We start from the raw sequence: 18,067 nt of genomic DNA, 5'->3' as shown, positions 1-18,067 counted from the left end.
AAAACTCGGGTTCGTTCTCCGGCGTCAGAGCAGTTCCAGCAGGAAGGGCAACTCCTGCGTCGCATACCAGCCGAGGTCGTGGTCCTCGGCGTCCCCGACCGCCAGCTCCGCGTCCTCGTCGCCCAGATCCGCGGCATCGATCACCTCGACGGCCTTGCGGACCGCCGGTTCCGCGTCGGCACCGTCGACGTGGACCGCCACGACGGCGTCCTTGCCGATCGGACCGGATACCTTCACCACCGCGTCGTCGAGATCGGGACGCGGTGTGGCGTCGGCGTCCTCGGCCACGATCACCACCCGTCGCACGGGACGGTCCGGTTCCTCGTCGGCCGACAACAGCCGAAGGCTGGCCCGCGCGGCATCGCGCATGGCGACCTCGGCGAGTTCCTCATCGTCGCCGGCGGTATAGGCCTCCCGCAGCGCCGGCGTCACCGCGAAACCGGTGGCGCCCAGCGGCATCCACTGACCGTCGTCCAGCAGCCGCTGCACATCCGACAGGGTGGCCGGCAGAAACACTCGCATCGCTCAGATCCCTTCACCGGCACCGCGCGGCAGCGGCGTGTTCCCGGTCAGCAGTTCTTCATAGGACTCGTTCACATAACCGGCCATCGCCGGCAGGTCGGACACCACGTTGCGGTCGGCGAGGAAGCCGAACTCCACCTGGTCGACGTATTCGTTGACGCTGATCGCCATCGCCCGCTGCGCGATCAGCGGCGGCAGCGTGTACAGGCCTCCGACCGGGACACCGCGCACGTACCGGCGGTCGATCAGCGACTCGCTCATGCTGATCGGCACGTTGTAGGAGCGGTGGAACAGGCTGTTGAAGGCGCGTGCCGACCGGTCGGCGAACGGCACCACCCCCAGTTCCCCGAACGGCGGGCGGACGCCGGGGGCGAGCCGCCGCTGGGCCTGCGAGTACCGGTCCGCCAGTCCCGCCACCTGCATCAGGCGGACCGTCGGTGCGTCCTCCCCCAACGGCAGGTCAGTGATGAACTCGGCGCGGCCCTCGCTGAACCAGCCGCTGGCCCCGTCGACCACCGCATCACGCGCGCCCAGCGGCAGGACCGCCCGGACGGTGGTGTCGTGGCCCACCGAGTCGGTGACCGACAGCATCCAGCGACGCAGGACGCCGGTGATGATGCCCAGCACGACGTCGTTGAAGGTGCACTCGTAGCGTTCGGCGATCGTCTGGCAGCCGTCGCGCGGAACATGCGCGAAGGTGACCAGCCGCGCCGACGTCGCCGACGAGTTCAGCGGGCTGTCGGGGGCGGTGTTCACCGCCTGCTGCACCGTCTTGCCGAGGAACCGGGCCGACCGGTCCGCCAGCGACAGGATGTCGGCGATCGGGCCGCCGCCCCGGAACACCGTCTCGGCGAGCTCACCGGGACGCGTCATGGCGTCGGTGATCGCGTTGAGGGTCGTCTCCCCCGGGCCCGGCCGCCGGGCGGGCAGCCACAGGTCGTCCTTGAGCGGCTCGGTGTCCGGCTCGACGTCGGTGATGACCTCGCTGATCTCGGGATGGTCGCCGTTGCCGAGCAGGCAGCGGTGCGTCTTGGTGAGCAGGGCGAGACGCCCGTCGGCCAGCCCCTCGATCAGGTACAGCTCCCAGAGCGGCCGGTCGCGGTCCAGCGGACGCGACAGGATCCGCGCGATGAACTCCTGCAGCTGGTCGGTGGTTCCGGGCTGCGGAAGCGCCGAGAGCCGGACGTGGAAGGTGACGTCGAAGTCGCGGTCGTCCACCCACAGCGGGCGCGCCAGCCCCAACGACACCTCTTCGACCACCTGCCGGTAGCGCGGCATCAGTTGCAGCCGGTTCTCCACCAGCGAGACCAGGCTCGCGTAGTCGAGGGTGCGGTCGGCGTCCGGCTCCAGGATCAGCAACGCGCCCAGGTGGGTGGTCGTGCCAGACCCGTCCAGGAAGTAGAACATCGCCTCTTCGGGCGACAGCCGGTTCACCATGATGGTTGAATCCTATGCCGCGGCAGGCCGGCCGGCCGCACACTACCTCGATGCGTCGCCGGAGACGGCGTTCACAGGATGGTGAACTCGCTGAGGACCCAACGATCCTCCACACGGCGAGGCACGACGCCCGGCCGGGACACCCGGACCGGACTCAGGTCGAGCCGGCCCGCCAGCGCCCGTACCCGGGGCCCGCGGGCGAAGGTGCCGAAGAACTCGGCGGCGCGCTCGCCGCTGAGCTGAACGTGCACCCGGTGCAGCCGCGCACAGCTCTCCCGGTCGGGGCCGCCGTTCTGGATCAGTGCGGTGATCTGCGCCAGCACACCCGATGCGACGCACGGTGCCAGCTGCGACCTCGGGCGCCGCCCGTCGAGCACCTCCAGGGTCCGGGCGAGCGCGGTGATCGCCGCCGTCCGGACCGTGGTCGCGATCTGCAGTTCACCGGTTCGTTCCGGTGCCAGAAGAATCCTTGTCATGCATTGTTCGACGCACCGCAGCCCTCATCGGTTCCACGACACTCCGACATGGGAGAGACCCGGCATGAGAGGGAGAACGAGATACAAGCGAAGACCGCCGGCCACCCGAGGGGTGACCGGCGGTCTCACGTTCTGCGCAGCGCACTCAGTTCTTGCGGCGGTTGCGGCGCTCAGCGGCGCGGCGCTCCTTGCGCGAACCCGTCGGTGCCGCGGCGGCCTCGGGGGCCGAGTGCCGGCCGCCGGCCTGCGGCGACTGGAAGGCCGCCGGAACCTGGTGGCCCTGGCCACCCAGCACCTCAGACGGGGTTCCCGACGCCATCTCCTCGGTCTGCGAGTACTGCTCGGGGTCACCGGCCTCGTCCGGACCGCTGTAGCTCATGGCCGGGTTGGCCGCCGCACCCTCCGGGTCGTACGGGTCGCCACCGGACAGTCCGCTGCCCGACAGCATGTCCGAGACGGTCGCACCAAGCTGCGGCTCCGGCGCCTGGGTCTGCACCTGGGCGTTGAAGAGGAGCTGAACGGTCTCCTCCTTCATGCCTTCGAGCATGCCCATGAACATGTCGTAGCCCTCGCGCTGGTACTCGACCACCGGGTCACGCTGCGCCATCGATCGCAGATGGATGCCCTCGCGCAGGTAGTCCATCTCGTAGAGGTGGTCACGCCACTTGCGGTCCAGGACCATCAGCAGGATCGACCGCTCCAGCTGGCGCATGCCGTCCTCGCCGGCGATGGCGGCGATCTCCGCCTCGCGACGGTCGTAGGCCTTCAGCGCATCGTCGACGACGGCGTCGCGCAGTTCGTCACGGCTGACGTCGTCACGTTCGCCGTACTTGTTGACACCGAACAGCGTGTCCTTGTCGAGCGTGATCGGGTACAGGGTGCCGAGCGCGTCCCACAGCTTGTCCAGATCCCAGTCCTCGGCGTACCCCTCCTGGGTGGCGCTGTCGACGTAGTCGCCGGCGACGTCGGCCACCATCTGACGGATCTGGTCGCGGTGGTCGTCGCCCTCGAGGATCTCGCGGCGCTCGCCGTAGATGACCTTGCGCTGCTCGTTCATCACCTCGTCGTACTTGAGGACGTTCTTGCGGATCTCGAAGTTCTGCTCCTCGACCTGCGTCTGCGCGGACAGGATGGCGCGGGACACCATCTTCGCGTCGATCGGCATGTCCTCGGGCAGGTTGAGGCGCGTCATGATGGTGTCGAGCGCGCCGGCGTTGAAGCGGCGCATGAGCTCGTCACCGAGCGACAGGTAGAAGCGGGACTCGCCCGGGTCGCCCTGACGGCCGGAGCGGCCGCGCAGCTGGTTGTCGATGCGGCGCGACTCGTGACGTTCGGTGCCCAGCACGTACAGGCCGCCCGCGTCACGGACGGTGTCGGCTTCGGCGGCGGCCTGATCACGTGCCACCGCGATGGCCTCGTCCCAGGCGGCCTCGTAGTCGTCGGGGGTGTTGACCGGATCGAGCCCGGCCTTGCGCAGACGGGTGTCGGCGATGATGTCGGGGTTACCGCCCAGCACGACGTCGGTGCCTCGACCGGCCATGTTGGTGGCCACCGTGACCGCCTTGGACCGGCCGGCCTCGGCGACGATCTGCGCCTCCTGCTCGTGGTACTTGGCATTCAGCACCGAATGCGGGATCTTCCGCTCGGACAGCAGCCGCGACAGGTACTCGGACCGTTCGACGCTGGTGGTACCGATCAGGACCGGCTGGCCCTTCTCATACCGCTCCGAGATGTCGTCGACGACGGCCCGGAACTTGGCCTCTTCGGTCTTGTAGATCAGGTCGGTTTGGTCGATGCGCTGCATCGGCTTGTTGGTCGGGATCTGGACGACACCGAGCTTGTAGATCTGCTGGAACTCGGCGGCCTCGGTCTCGGCCGTACCGGTCATGCCGGACAGCTTGTCGTAGAGACGGAAGTAGTTCTGCAGCGTGATGGTGGCGAGAGTCTGGTTCTCCGCCTTGATCTCGACGCCTTCCTTCGCCTCGATGGCCTGGTGCAGGCCCTCGTTGAAGCGACGGCCGTCGAGCACACGACCGGTGAACTCGTCGACGATCAGGACCTCGCCGTTGCGGACGATGTAGTCCTTGTCCTTGTGGAACAGCTCCTTGACCTTGATGGAGTTGTTCAGGTAGCTGACGAGCTGCGAGTTGGCCGGCTCGTACAGGTTGTCGATGCCGAGCTGGTCCTCGACGTAGTTGACGCCGGCCTCGTGCACGCCGATCGTCTTCTTCTTGATGTCCACCTCGTAGTGGACGTCCTTCTTCAGCTGCGGCGCGATGCGGGCGAACTCGCTGTACCACTTGCTCGACGAGTCGGCGGGCCCCGAGATGATGAGCGGGGTACGGGCCTCGTCGACCAGGATCGAGTCGACCTCGTCGACGATCGCGTAGTTGTGGCCGCGCTGGACGAGCTCGTCCAGGCTGTGCGCCATGTTGTCGCGCAGGTAGTCGAAGCCGAACTCGTTGTTGGTGCCGTAGGTGATGTCGGCGGCGTACGCTTCACGACGCTGATCCGGGGTCATGCCGGTCAGGATCACCGCGGTCTGCAGGCCGAGGAAGCGGTGCACGCGGCCCATCCACTCGGCGTCGCGCTTGGCGAGGTAGTCGTTGACGGTGACGACGTGCACGCCGTCGCCGGACAAGGCGTTCAGGTAGGCCGGCAGCACACAGGTGAGGGTCTTGCCCTCACCGGTCTTCATCTCGGCGATGTTGCCGAAGTGCAGGGCGGCGCCGCCCATGATCTGAACGTGGAAGTGCTTCTGGTCCAGGACGCGCCACGCGGCCTCGCGCGCGACCGCGAACGCCTCGACCAGCAGGTGATCGAGCGTCTCGCCGTCGTCCAGGCGCTTCTTGAACTCGGCCGTCTTGGCCTGCAGCTGAGAATCGGACAGCGCTTCCATCTCGTCGGAAAGCGCTTCGACCTGTCCGGCGATGCCGTCGAGCCTCTTGACCATTCGGCCTTCACCGACGCGCAGCAGCTTGTTCAGCACGGTTTCACAGTCCCCATCGGTCGTGAACAAAGAGAATCCGGCCTGCACATTCGTGCAGACCGGATTCCATCGTACCGGTCTCTCCCGGCGCGCCCGTCAGGCGAGGCGAATCAGGCCGTAGTCGAAGGCGTGGCGGCGGTAGACCACCGACGCCTTGCCGGTCTCCGAGTCCTGGAACAGGAAGAAGTCGTGGCCGACGAGCTCCATCTCGTAGAGCGCGTCGTCGACGCTCATCGGCTTGGCTTCGTGGTCCTTGACGCGGACCACCTGACCGGGCTCGTACGGTTCGACGCCGTCGTCCCACTGGTCGGTCTCGGCGGGCGCGGGCGCATCCGGCAGCGCCGACGGCGCGGTGGCTTCGGCGACCGAGATGGGCTTACCGGGACCGTCCTTGCGGATCTTGTTGCGCGACTTGGAGCGGCGCAGGCGCTTCTGCAGGCGGTCGGCGGCCAGTTCGGTGGCGGCGTAGAAGTTCTCGCCGCTGCCCTCGGCCCGGACCACCGGCCCGCTGCCCCGTGCGGTGATCTCCACGACCTGCGCCTGCTTGCTCTGCCGGCGGTTCGGCTCGTGATAGAGAACCACCTCGAACCGGTTGATCGACGAGTCGAAGCGCTCCAGGCGGGACAGCTTGTCGTTGACGTAGGCGCGGAAGTGATCGGGGATCACGACGTTGCGGCCACTCATCGAGACGTCGGCGTCCGGCTCGGCCGGTTCGGTCACGGCCTGCACGTGTGCCGGCCGCTCGAACGCCGAGTTCAGCTCCGCTTCGGTGGGGGCCGGCCCCTTGGGCTCGCGCTGTCCTTTTCGATGAACTACAGACATCCCTTTTCCTCCTCAGCGGTGATCAGAAGATCTACCTCCGACGGTAACCGAGACGCCGATGCTTCTCTACGTTTCGCGGCGCTGTGCCCGAGGGTTCACACAGGTTTCACAGTCGGTCACGCGCCGGCGCACACGAGGACCGCGACCGGAGCCGCTCCGGCCCGGCGCAGGGCGCTCACCGAGACCGCAGCGGTCGCCCCCGTGGTGAGGACGTCGTCGACGAGGACGACCGCCGTATCGCCGCCGGTCACGGCGGCCGGAACCTCGCCGACGGTCACCGCATCCCGCAGATTCGCCAGACGCCGGCCGGCACCGAGGCCGGCCGAGTCGCGCGCCCAGCCCGCGGTCCGCAGGAGGGGTACCGCCGCCACCCGTGGTCCGAGCCGCTCGGCGGCCCGCACGGCGATCGCCGTCACCGGGTCGCCGCCGCGGCGGCGTGCGGCGCCGGCCCGGGTGGGGGCCGGCACCAGGGCGAGGGTCCGGGCGGCGGGCAGGTCGCCCCAGTCAGCGAGGCGCAGCAGCGCCACGGCCAGGAGATCGCCGAGGACCGGCACCAGGTCGGTGCGGCGATGTTCCTTCAGATCGACGACGGCGTTGCGCAGCGGTCCGCTGTAGCGCCCCGCCGCCCACGCCGGAACCCCCGGATCGACGCGGGGACGCAGCGCCACGGGATCGTCGTGCACGGTGCGGTCGCAGCGCCGGCACCACGGGATTCCGTGCCGGCGGCAGCCTCCGCATTCGACCGGCACGGCCAGGTCGACCGTCGCCCCGAACACTCCCCGCGATCGCATGGGACCATCCTCGTCGGCCGGGGCCGGCGACGTCGTTGACCGTCCACAGGCGCGGTCAGCCCGAGGGCGTGACCGGAACGGTGCCCGTTTCGGCGCCGTTCACGGACGTCCAGTACTGATCGGTGCTGGACGCCGAGGTGCCCAGTTCCATCACGCCGCGGCTGTCGGCGGCATAGACCTTGGCGCGGGTCGCGGACACCGCGGACACCGGCGCCTTCAGGTTGCCGGAGACGAGGGTCGACGCCGGCAGACCGGACACCGAGATCCGCATGACCGGGGCGTCGTCGCTGTCACGAACCAGGTAGACGGTGGTACGACCGCCCCAGCCGATCGCCCTGACGGGATCGCTCACACCCACCGAGGCGGGGTGGACGCCGGTCAGTGCCGGCACGCCGCGATCATTGGTCGCCAACGCGGCGAGCAGCACCTTGCCGCCGACGACCAGCGCCACGCGCACACCGTCCGGCGAGACGCGGATCGACGTGATCGGCGACGGGTCGACGGCGGTCACCGCGGCGATGTCGAGCGGCACCAGATTGGGTGCGTCCCCCTCGGTGGTCCACTGCATGGGCCGGCCGTCGACCAGGGTGTAGGCGGTGTCGTCGGAGGCACCGAACGTCGGGGTGGTGATGGCCCCGCCGGTGGTGATCTCGCGGACGTCGCCGCCGTACGGACCGTCGAGCAGCACCTGCCGACCGTCACGGTCGGCGACCGCGGCCACCCGCGCCTGGCCCGCCGAGACGGCGGCGGACCGCAGGTCGTGGGCTGCGCCGAGCGCACCGGGCACCGGTTTGACGCCCGAGTCGCCCACCCGGAACAGTCCTCCGGCACGCACCAGATGCAGGGTGTCGGAGTCCGAGGAGTCCGGGTCCGGGTTGAACGCCGCGACGTCCGCGGTGGTCCAGCCCTCCGCGCGTTCCGGGACGAGCGGGCTGCCGTCCGAGTTGATCAGATAGGTGCCGCGGATGCCGGCCGAGGCCAGCGTCCACACGATCTGCGCGGCCAGCACCGTCCGGTTGCGGGTGTCCGAATCGGAGACGCCGCCCAGGTTCACGGTCACCTGGTCGTGATCGGTGGTGACCGGACCCCGCAGCTCCAGGTCGCTGCCCATGGCGCCGACCGCTCCGGACAGATCCGATCCGGGGCCGGCGAACAGTCCGGTCACCAGCTCGGTCGGGTCGACGGTGTTGCCGAACATCCATCGCGGGTCGCCGACCAGGTGCGTCGCCGTCCGGTCGGCGTAGAACAGTTCCGCCGAACGGTAGGACGCCCCGAACTGGGCGTCGTCGGTGATGCTGCCGACGGGCAGGTCGCCGTCGATCCGCCAGCGTTTGGCATCGCGGGTCAGGTTCAACGGGATCACCATGTCGCCGTCGGCGGGGGTCAGCTGACCGTTGGCGGCCAGCACACCGGTTCGATGGCCGGTCAGACGCAGACGCACCGCAGTCTCGCTGCGCTCGTCGACCAGCACCTGCACGTCCCGCAGCACGGTCATCGGCCCCTGGTCGTCCCAGCGTTTGCCGGCCCCGGCGGTCATGAAACGTCGTGCCGCCTTGTGTCCGCTCGCCGGATCCGACTGCGCTTTCACGAAGTTGCGGACCAGCGTCTCCGGGTCGTCACCGTTGCGCGGCACCGGCACCAGGTTCGCCGGCTGCGATCGGCTGAACTCCTCGATGGGCTGCGGCGCCGACGAGTCCGGGATGGACACGCAGCCGGTCAGCAGCAGACCCACGACGGCCAGCACCGCGGCGACCGCTCCCCTGCGCCCGGTCATCGGCCGCCTCCCGGCGTCGAGGACGGATTCGGGCTGAGGGGCAGCGGACTGCCGAGGAGCTTGTGACCGCGCACCAGCGGCAGTGTGAGCCGGAAGCACGATCCGACGCCGGGTTCGCCCGCCGCCTCCAGCCGGCCGTTGTGCAGGCGGGCATCCTCGATACTGATGGCCAGTCCGAGACCGGTGCCGCCGGAGCGTCGCACCCGGGACGGATCCGACCGCCAGAAGCGGTTGAACACGAGCTTCTCCTCACCGGGTTTGAGCCCGATGCCCTGGTCCCGAACGGTGATGGCGACCGCGTCGCCGTCCGACCGCATGGTGAGGGTGACCGGCTTCTGTTCACCGTGGTCGATGGCGTTGGCGAGCAGGTTGCGCAGGATCCGCTCCACGCGGCGCGGATCGATCTCGGCGAGCACCGGCTCGACGGGCAGATCCACCACCAGTTCGGTGCCCGTGTCGGCGGCGAGCGGCTCCACGGTGGACAGCGCCGCCTCGATCGGGATCGACACGTCCATCTGCTCCGCCGACAGTTCCGCCTGGCCGGCGTCGTGCCGGGAGATCTCCAGCAGCTCGGTCAGCAACGTCTCGAACCGCTCGAGTTCCTTGTCGAGCAGCTCCACCGACCGCTTCTGCACCGGGTCGAGGTCGTCCTTGTTGTCGTAGAGCATGTCGGCAGCCATCCGCACCGTGGTGAGCGGCGTCCGCAGTTCGTGGCTGACGTCGGAGGTGAACTGGCGTTGCAGACTGCCGAACTCCTCCAGGTGCGTGATCTGCCGCTGCAGGCTCTCGGCCATGTCGTTGAACGAGGTCGCCAGCCGGGCGAACTCGTCCTCACCCTCGACCGGCATGCGTTCGTTGAGGCGGCCGTCGGCGAATCGGACCGCCACCCGCGACGCGGCGCGCAGCGGCGCCACCACCTGGCGGGCGATCAGCCAGGCGATGGCGGCCAGCAGGAACAGCAGCACCACACCGCCCAGGAACAGGGTGCTGCGCACCAGACGGACCGTGTTCTCCTCACTGCCCAGCGGAAACACCTGATAGAGCTCGAGATCGGGGATGGTCGATTCGACCGGGGTGCCCACCACGAGCGCCGGAACGTCGTCGGTGCCGCGGTGGACCGTCGTGTACTGCTTGGCGACCTGCCCGCTCGCCACCATCTGCTGCAGCTGCGGGGACACTTCACCGAGGGGACCCACACCGGTGGGCTGCGCGTCCGGGTTGTCCTTGGGGGCCGGCACCATCAGCACCGTGTCGAACGATCCGGCGCCGGTGGTGCTCTGCGCGCTCTCCACGTCCTGGTCGGTCATCAATGCGCGGGCGCGCGCGAGGCGCGTCTGGACCGAGGTGCTGGCGTCGTTGGAGGTGAGCACCCGCTCGACCAGGGCGCGCGAGCGCTCCAGCTGGTTGAGGGCGACCGCTTGCTTGTCGTCCATCAGACGCCCCGTGATCTGGCTGATCACCAGGAAGCCGACGATCAGCAGCACCACGAACGACAGCACCAGCGTCGAGACGACGACGCGCAGCTGCAGCGATCGGCGCCACCGAATGCCGAACGTGTGGCTGACGCGGTGCCCGGTGCGCTGGGCGGACGAGACGGCGCGGTTCAGGCGCCGGCTGTTCAGGGTGCGCCGAACGATCACGGCGGGCCGGCCTTGTAGCCGACTCCCCTCACCGTCAGGACGATCTCCGGGTTCTCCGGATCGGTCTCGACCTTGGCCCGCAGACGCTGGACGTGGACGTTCACCAGGCGGGTGTCGGCCGGATGCCGGTAGCCCCAGACCTGTTCGAGAAGCACGTCGCGGGTGAACACCTGCCGCGGCTTGCGGGCGAGGGCGACGAGGAGGTCGAACTCGAGCGGAGTGAGCGAGATCGGCACGCCGTCGCGGGTCACCTTATGCGCGGGGACGTCGATCTCGACGGGCCCGATGGCGAGCAGTTCGGCGGGCTCGTCGTCGGTGCGGCGCAGCCGGGCACGGATGCGGGCGACGAGTTCCTTCATCTTGAACGGCTTGACCATGTAGTCGTCGGCGCCCGACTCGAGGCCGAGGACCACGTCCACGGTGTCGGACTTGGCGGTCAGCATGACGATCGGGACACCGGATTCGGCGCGCACCGCACGGCACACGTCGATGCCGTTCATGCCGGGCAGCATGAGGTCGAGCAGGATCAGGTCCGGCCGGAACTCGCGCACCGCGGGCAGTGCCAGGCTGCCGTCGGCGACCACGTGCGGCTCGAAGCCTTCGTTCTTCAGCGCGATGGTGAGCATCTCGGCGAGCGACGGATCGTCGTCCACCACCAGGATCCTGGGCGTCATGTCGACCATCGTTCCACTGATGCCCGCGTGACCCCAGGTGACGCGCCGACACCGACGGTCACCGGCCGGGATGCGGGCGGAGGGAACATTTCGGCGGGCCGACGCCTCTAATGTGGAGAAACCCTCCGCCGAGAACGAACGGACCGATGATGAGCGACGTCTTCGACGAGTCGACCGACCACACGCTGGACGATCTGCACGATCTGCATGATCCGGCCGCCCTGGACGGTCTCGACGCCGCCGGCGCCGACGCGTACGACGACGATGCGGTGGCGCTCGGCGACGACGTCGACACCTCCCCGCTGGGCGCCGGCAACAAGGACGAGTACGCCGACCACTGGTTCGAGCAGGCCGTCAACGGCACCTGCGTCCCGGCGAGCGTCGCGCAGATCGTCGCCGAATACACCGGCGAGGACATCCACAGCGAAGACGCCTTCGTCCAGTACGCCGTGGACCACGGTCTGTACCCGGGCGACATCTCGGGCGGGATGAGCATGGAGGCCGGGGTCGAGATGCTCGACGCCGCCGGCGTGCCCGCCACCCTGGAGACCGGCAGCATGGACGAGCTCGACGACATGCTGGAGGACGGGCGGGGCGTGATGATCGCCATCGACTCCGGCTACTGGGATCCCACCCAGGAGGCGATGGACGAGGCGAGCGGCACCGATGCCGGCGCCGATCACTGTGTGGTCGTCACCGAGATCGACGAGGAGGCCGGGGTGGTCTACCTGTCGGACACCGGGCATCCGGAGGGCAACGAGCTGGCCGTGCCGATCGACGAGTTCGAGGAGGCCTGGTCGGAGAGCGACTTCACGATGGTCGTGTGCGACGAGCCGTCACCGAACCTGGACTACCCGACCACCGACGACCACGACGTGGTCCTCGAACCCGATCACGTCCCCGCCCCGCAGGCGCCGGTGGCACCCGAGGAGGTGGTGCCGCACGAGGTTCCCGACCATGCCGGCCCGCTGGACCTGGTGGTCCGTGACCTGGTCGATGGACCGTGGGCGATCCTGCCGGTGGTTCTGGACGCGAGTGTGGTCTCCCCGTCGGGGCGCTGACTCCCCGCTACCATCGTCGCGTGGGAATCCTCGTGGCGATCGAAGGCCTGGACGGCGCCGGCAAGAACACGCTCGTGCGCCGCGTGGAGCAGGAGGCGTCGGCGGGCGGTGTCCGCATGACCACGATCACCTTCCCGAACTACCGGAGGTCGGCGACCGCCGATCTGGCGTCGGCGGCGTTGCACGGCGAGCACGATGCGCTGGCCGGCAACGCGTACGCGATGGCCGCGTTGTTCGCCCTGGACCGGCTCGACTCCCGGGACGCGTTGCGCGCCGCGCAGTCGTCGCACGATCTGGTGTTGTGCGACCGGTATGTGGCGTCGAACGCCGCCTACAGTGCCGCGCGTCTGGCGGAGGGGCCGGACGGCGACGTCGTCGAATGGGTCCGGAGTCTGGAGTTCGGACGGTTCGAGTTGCCGGTCCCCGACCACCAGCTGTTACTGGGCGTCCCGCCGGAGGTCGCGATGTCGCGCGCCGAGGGCCGGGCCGCCGCCGACGCCTCCCGCGCGAAGGACGTCTACGAACGCGACGCCGACCTCCAGACCCGCGTCTACCGCGCCTATCTCGCGTTGGCCGAGACGAACTGGGTGTCGCCGTGGACCGTCGCCGACAGTGACGACGCCGTCGAGGCGATTCTCGGACTGGTCACCCATCCCGCCCGCTGAGCCAAATCCGGTCTTCACGCCCCGCAGGAAGCTCTCGGAGCGCACCGCCCTGTAATCGAGACCACAAGACCTCAGTAGCGGTAGTGCTCCGGCTTGTAAGGCCCTTCGACGTCCACACCGATGTATTCGGCCTGCTCCTTGGTGAGCTTGGTCAGCGTGCCGCCGAGGGCCTCGACGTGGATCCGCGCGACCTTCTCGTCGAGGTGCTTCGGGAGGCGGTAGACCTCGTTGTCGTACTCGTCGTTCTTGGTCCACAGTTCGATCTGCGCGATGACCTGGTTCGAGAAGCTGTTGCTCATCACGAACGACGGGTGGCCGGTGGCGTTACCCAGGTTCAGCAGACGACCCTCGGACAGCACGATGATGCTGTGGCCGTCCGGGAACACCCACTGGTCGACCTGCGGCTTGATGTTGATGCGGGTCATGCCCTCGGCGCCTTCGAGGCCGGCCATGTCGATCTCGTTGTCGAAGTGGCCGATGTTGCCGAGGATGGCCTGGTTCTTCATCTTCTGCATCTGCTCGAAGGTGATGATGCTCAGGTTGCCGGTCGAGGTGATGACGATGTCGGCGTCGCCGATCGCGTCGTCGACGGTGACGACGTCGAAGCCGTCCATCAGGGCCTGCAGCGCGTTGATCGGGTCGATCTCGGTCACCTGGACTCGGGCGCCCTGCCCGGCCAGCGATTCGGCGCAGCCCTTGCCGACGTCGCCGTAACCGCAGACGAGGGCCTTCTTGCCGCCGATCAGCACGTCGGTGCCGCGGTTGATGCCGTCGATCAGCGAGTGGCGGGTGCCGTACTTGTTGTCGAACTTGCTCTTGGTGACCGAATCGTTGACGTTGATGGCCGGGAACTTCAGGTCACCGGCGGCGGCGAACTGGTAGAGGCGCAGCACACCGGTGGTGGTCTCCTCGGTCACGCCCTGCACCGACTCGGCGACCTTCGTCCAGCGCTGCGGATCCTCCTCGAAGGACGTGCGCAGCATCTCCAGGAACACCTTGTATTCGGCGGGATGGTCGTCGTCGGCGGGCGGCACCACGCCGGCCTTCTCGAACTCGGCGCCGCGCAGCACCAGCATGGTGGCGTCGCCGCCGTCGTCGAGAATCATGTTGGCGGGCTCACCCGGCCAGTTCAGCGCCTTCTCCGCGCACCACCAGTATTCGTCGAGCGTCTCGCCCTTCCAGGCGAACACCGGAACACCCTGGGGCTTCTCCTCGGTGCCGTTCGGGCCGACGACGACGGCCGCCGCCGCCTCGTCCTGGGTGGAGAAGATGTTGCACGACGCCCAGCGCACCTCGGCGCCGAGATCGACGAGCGTCTCGATGAGGACGGCGGTCTGCACGGTCATGTGCAGCGAACCGGAGATGCGGGCACCCTTCAGCGGCTGCACGTCCGCGTATTCGCGGCGCAGCTCCATCAGGCCCGGCATCTCGTGTTCGGCCAGACGGATCTCCTTGCGGCCGTATTCGGCGAGCGACAGGTCGGCGACCTTGTACTCGAGTCCGTTGGTGACGTCGACGTCCGTCATCTGTTCCCTCTCGTTGAGTTTCGCGGTCCAGGCTAGTCGGTGTCCGGGTGGGCGGACGCGGCGGCATTGACCGCCGCGGCGTCGCCGGCGAGGCGCCGGCCGACCACCGAGTGGCTGCGGCCGTACACGAGGTAGATCACGAAGCCGAGCGCCATCCACACCAGGAACCGGATCCAGGTCTCGATGGTCAGATTGAACATCAGCCAGGCGCAGGCGAGGACCGCCAGGATCGGCACGACCGGCATGAAGGGCACCCGGAATCCGCGCGGCAGTTCCGGGCGCGTACGACGCAGCACGATCACGCCGACGCTGACGAGGACGAAGGCGAACAGGGTGCCGATGTTGACCATCTCTTCGAGGGTGCCCATCGGGAAGACGAACGCCAGCACGCCGGAAACGATGCCGACCAGCACGGTGAAGCGCACCGGGGTGCCGCGGCTGCCGGTCTTGGCGAGACCGCGCGGCAGCAGACCGTCGCGGGCCATGGCGAAGCCGACACGCGTCTGCCCGAGCAGCATCACCATGACGACGGTGGTCAGGCCGGCGAGGGCACCGATGTTGACGGCCCATTCGGCCCAGGTGACGCCGTGCGCCTTGAACGCGGTCGCCAGCGTGGAGTTCCCCTTCAGCTCGGTGTACGGCACCATGCCGGTCAGAACCAGGGAGACGCCGACGTACAGCACCGTCACGATGCCCAGGGATCCGAGGATGCCGCGCGGCAGGTTCTTCTGCGGATCCTTGGTCTCTTCGGCGGTGGTGGCGACGACGTCGAAGCCGATGAATGCGAAGAACACGAGCGAGGCGGCCGCCAGCAGGCCGTACCAGCCGAAGGTGCTGTCGCCGGCGCCGGTGACCCACGAGAACAGCGTCTGATGGATGCCGCTGCCGGTGTCGGCGGTGTGCTCGGCCGGCGGAATGAACGGCGAATAGTTCTTGGTGTTGATGTAGAACAGGCCGGCGACGATCACCAGCAGCACCACGCTCACCTTGATGGCGGTGATCACCAGCGACACCATCGACGACAGCTTGGTGCCCAGCGCCAGGAGCGCGGTGAGCACCGCGATCAGGAGGGCGGCCGCCCAGTCGAACTCGTGGCCGCCGATGGCGATCAGATTGTGTCCCTCCCCGATCACGTTGCCGAGGTATTGGGACCAGCCTTTGGCGACCACCGACGCGGCGAGCGCGAATTCGAGGATGAGATCCCAGCCGATGATCCAGGCGACGAACTCGCCGAAGGTGGCGTACGAGAACGTGTAGGCGCTGCCGGCGACCGGGACCGTCGAGGCGAACTCGGCGTAGCAGAGGGCGGCCAGACCGCAGGCGATCGCGGCGAGGACGAACGCCACCGACACGGACGGTCCGGACACGTTGCCGGCAGTGCGCGCGGTGGTGGTGAAGATGCCGGCGCCGACCACGACGGCCACACCGAAGACGGTCAGGTCGACGGCGGTCAGATCTTTACGGAGTTTGGTGTCCGGCTCGTCGGTGTCGGCGATGGACTGCTCGACGGACTTGACCCGCGAGAAGAGGAGACTCATGCGGTCGGCCTTCCGGTCAGAGGGCGAATGATCGCGTCAACGTTAGCGAACCGTCCGGTGCCGTCGCCGCGGTTCCCTCAGTTGCCGCCGCCGTCGGCGGTGCTGTTCTCGTCGCCGAACCATCCGGTCTTGAGGCGGTCGTAGGTGCCGTCTTCGCGGATCCCGAGCAGGGCGTTGTCGACCTGCCGGCGCAGGTCGTCGCCGACCTTGAACGGAAAGCCGTAGTCCTCGGGTTCGAAGATGGTGCCGGTGGTCTGGACTTTGCCGGCGCCGTCGTGGGAGGCGTAGTACTGCTCGACGGGGGCGTCGAGGACGGCGGCGTCGACGACACCGTCGCGGACGGCTTCCATCGCAGCCCGATTGTTCGGGTAGTACTTCATGCCGAGGCCGAGCGTCTTCAGATAGTCGTCGCCGGTGCTGCCTTCGAGGCCGGCGACGGTCTTGCCGGCCAGGTCCTGCGGCGACTGGATCTCCGAGTCCAGGCTCTTCACCGTCAGATCGGCGCTCAGGTTCGCGGTGTAGAACGAGGTGAAGATGATCGCCACGAACGCCCACAGGATCACCAGCACGATGGTCAGCGGGTGCCGTGGACTCGCTTCGCCGGCGCCGACCAGCGAGCCGATCATGCGCCGGTAGGACTGGAAGATGCCGGGAAAGAAATCCCTGTCGACATCGGAGTCCGGGTGCCGGCGCTCGGTCAGCCAGTAGAGGAATGCGGGAACCAGACCGAGCAGGGCGGCCGTGGCCAGCCACACCAGCATCTGCCAGGTGAACAGCAGCTTGAGGAAGCCCACGAGACTCGGGCCCTCGTGCTTGTTGCTCGCCGGCACCAGGATCTGCAGTCCAGCGTTGAAGAACGGCTGGGTGAAGTCGAAGTCCTGGGTCCGCTTCGCGGTGATCGAGACGGCGCCGACGGCCGTGTCGGCCTGACCGTCGGTGACGGCGGCGAGTTGCCCCTTCACGTCCGGAGTGTCGACCCAGATGGTGTTCCAGTTGTTGCGCTGGGCGATCTCGTCCCACAGGTCGATCGAGAATCCGGTGGGTTGCTGTCCCGGGACCATCGGGTTGACGAACGGGATCACCTGGTGGATGGCGACCTTGACGTCTCGGGGTGCACCCGGGGCGGCGTGGACCGGTCCGACCATGCCCGGGCTCAGCGCGGACAGCGCGACGATCAGCAGTGCCGCGACGGCGCCGACGACGCGCCGCAGCAGCCGGGTCACGGCTCTCCCCGGTCGATGTCGGGCTCGAGATAGATGACGCGGGTCTGCGGGACGGCGGCGCGGACGCGGGCCTCGGCGGCGTCGATGGCCTTGGCGATGGACGTGGCGTCGCTGCCGGGGGCGATGGCGATCTTCGCGGCGAGCATCAGTTCGTCGGGTCCGAGGTACTGGGTCTTCATGTGGATGATGCGGTCGACGCCGTCGCCGGGGAGCGCGGTGCGGATGGCGGCATCCTCGTCGTCGGTGGCGCCTTCACCGATCAGCAGGCTCTTCATCTCGACGATGAGCACGATGGCGATCATGCCGAGCAGAACACCGATGCACAGGGTGCCGATGCCGTCCCAGACGGGATCACCGGTGGCCATGCTCAAACCGACGCCGGCCAGCGCGAGCACCAGACCGATGAGCGCACCCGAGTCTTCCAGCAGCACGACGGGCAGTTCCGGGGTGCGGGCGTTGCGGATGAACTGCCACCAGGACGACGAGCCCTTGAGTGGCCGTGATTCCTTCATCGCGGTGAGGAAGCTGTAGCCCTCGAGTGCGATGGCGACCACCAGGATCGCGATGGCGACGTACGGCGACTCGAGTTCGTGGTCGCCGGCGTGCTGGATCTTGTGCACGCCTTCGTAGATGGCGAACAGCGAGCCGAGGCTGAAGATCACGAGGGCCACGACGAACGAGTAGAAGTAGCGGTCGCGGCCGTAGCCGAACGGGTGCAGTCTGTCGGCTTCCCGCTTGGAGCGGTTCTGGCCGAGCAGCAGGAGGCCCTGGTTGGAGGTGTCCGCGATGGAGTGCACGCCTTCGGCGAGCATCGACGACGATCCGGTGATCGCCCAGCCGATGAACTTGGCGATCGCGATTCCCGCGTTGGCGGTGAGCGCGGCGAAGATCGCCTTCTTGGATCCTTCAGCAGACAACGGGCTTCTCTA

At 68.4% G+C, this 18,067-nt stretch carries 15 protein-coding genes; 2 read left to right on the top strand and 13 right to left on the bottom strand.

Going from position 1 to position 18,067, the window contains the following annotated elements; all coding sequences use genetic code 11:
* Window positions 1-24: 24 nt before the first annotated feature.
* The 9 genes from QM774_RS14280 to mtrA form a co-directional block, all read right to left on the bottom strand.
* Window positions 25-522, bottom strand: a complete 498-nt coding sequence (locus QM774_RS14280; RefSeq protein WP_414976510.1) for a DUF6912 family protein — start codon at window positions 520-522, stop codon at window positions 25-27.
* 3 nt (window positions 523-525) lie between these two features.
* A complete protein-coding gene (locus QM774_RS14275) occupies window positions 526-1,959 on the bottom strand; it encodes a wax ester/triacylglycerol synthase domain-containing protein (RefSeq protein ID WP_414976509.1) in 1,434 nt (477 codons plus the stop codon).
* Window positions 1,960-2,030: 71 nt separating this feature from the next.
* Window positions 2,031-2,435 (bottom strand): Rv3235 family protein, encoded by a 405-nt coding sequence (locus tag QM774_RS14270; protein ID WP_414976508.1) that lies wholly within the window; start codon window positions 2,433-2,435, stop codon window positions 2,031-2,033.
* A 145-nt stretch (window positions 2,436-2,580) separates the two neighbouring features.
* The gene (gene secA / locus QM774_RS14265; RefSeq protein WP_414976507.1) at window positions 2,581-5,424 is read right to left on the bottom strand and encodes a preprotein translocase subunit SecA; all 2,844 of its coding nucleotides are present in this window, start codon (window positions 5,422-5,424) and stop codon (window positions 2,581-2,583) included.
* Window positions 5,425-5,520: 96 nt separating this feature from the next.
* Complete coding sequence (gene hpf, locus QM774_RS14260) at window positions 5,521-6,246, bottom strand: ribosome hibernation-promoting factor, HPF/YfiA family (RefSeq protein WP_414976506.1); 726 nt, start codon at window positions 6,244-6,246, stop codon at window positions 5,521-5,523.
* Between the two features lie 116 nt (window positions 6,247-6,362).
* Entirely contained in the window at window positions 6,363-7,037 is a 675-nt protein-coding gene (locus QM774_RS14255; RefSeq protein ID WP_414976505.1) for a ComF family protein, read from the bottom strand.
* Between the two features lie 55 nt (window positions 7,038-7,092).
* Window positions 7,093-8,811, bottom strand: coding sequence for an LpqB family beta-propeller domain-containing protein (locus tag QM774_RS14250; protein ID WP_414976504.1), 1,719 nt, complete (start codon window positions 8,809-8,811; stop codon window positions 7,093-7,095).
* On the bottom strand, window positions 8,808-10,418 hold the full coding sequence (gene mtrB, locus QM774_RS14245) for an MtrAB system histidine kinase MtrB (protein ID WP_414976668.1): 1,611 nt from the start codon (window positions 10,416-10,418) through the stop codon (window positions 8,808-8,810). Before mtrB ends, QM774_RS14250 begins: the two co-directional genes overlap by 4 nt.
* A 29-nt stretch (window positions 10,419-10,447) precedes the next feature.
* Complete coding sequence (gene mtrA, locus QM774_RS14240; protein ID WP_414976503.1) at window positions 10,448-11,134, bottom strand: MtrAB system response regulator MtrA; 687 nt, start codon at window positions 11,132-11,134, stop codon at window positions 10,448-10,450.
* 140 nt (window positions 11,135-11,274) lie between these two features.
* Between mtrA and QM774_RS14235 the strand changes: the two genes are divergently transcribed.
* A complete protein-coding gene (locus QM774_RS14235; RefSeq protein WP_414976502.1) occupies window positions 11,275-12,186 on the top strand; it encodes a hypothetical protein in 912 nt (303 codons plus the stop codon).
* Between the two features lie 20 nt (window positions 12,187-12,206).
* Window positions 12,207-12,851, top strand: a complete 645-nt coding sequence (locus QM774_RS14230) for a dTMP kinase (RefSeq protein ID WP_414976501.1) — start codon at window positions 12,207-12,209, stop codon at window positions 12,849-12,851.
* A 71-nt stretch (window positions 12,852-12,922) separates the two neighbouring features.
* Here the strand turns inward: QM774_RS14230 and ahcY are convergent, their stop codons facing one another.
* From ahcY to QM774_RS14210, 4 genes are all read right to left on the bottom strand, one after another.
* Window positions 12,923-14,377: an adenosylhomocysteinase gene (gene ahcY, locus QM774_RS14225; RefSeq protein ID WP_414976500.1), complete on the bottom strand. Its 1,455-nt coding sequence runs from the start codon at window positions 14,375-14,377 to the stop codon at window positions 12,923-12,925.
* A gap of 32 nt (window positions 14,378-14,409) precedes the next feature.
* Complete coding sequence (locus tag QM774_RS14220; protein ID WP_414976499.1) at window positions 14,410-15,915, bottom strand: APC family permease; 1,506 nt, start codon at window positions 15,913-15,915, stop codon at window positions 14,410-14,412.
* Window positions 15,916-15,992: 77 nt separating this feature from the next.
* Window positions 15,993-17,138 carry a transporter substrate-binding domain-containing protein gene (locus QM774_RS14215; protein WP_414976498.1) on the bottom strand — a complete coding sequence of 382 codons (1,146 nt, stop codon included), beginning with the start codon at window positions 17,136-17,138 and terminating at the stop codon, window positions 15,993-15,995.
* Window positions 17,135-18,055, bottom strand: a complete 921-nt coding sequence (locus tag QM774_RS14210; protein WP_414976497.1) for a cation diffusion facilitator family transporter — start codon at window positions 18,053-18,055, stop codon at window positions 17,135-17,137. The genes QM774_RS14215 and QM774_RS14210 overlap by 4 nt, the downstream gene beginning before the upstream one ends.
* Window positions 18,056-18,067: the final 12 nt, after the last annotated feature.

Origin of the sequence: Gordonia sp. (in: high G+C Gram-positive bacteria), assembly GCF_047600565.1 — a bacterium.
GTDB lineage: Bacteria > Actinomycetota > Actinomycetes > Mycobacteriales > Mycobacteriaceae > Gordonia.
Note: the sequence above shows the minus strand (reverse complement) of the source record. Positions and strands in the feature narration are given on the sequence as shown.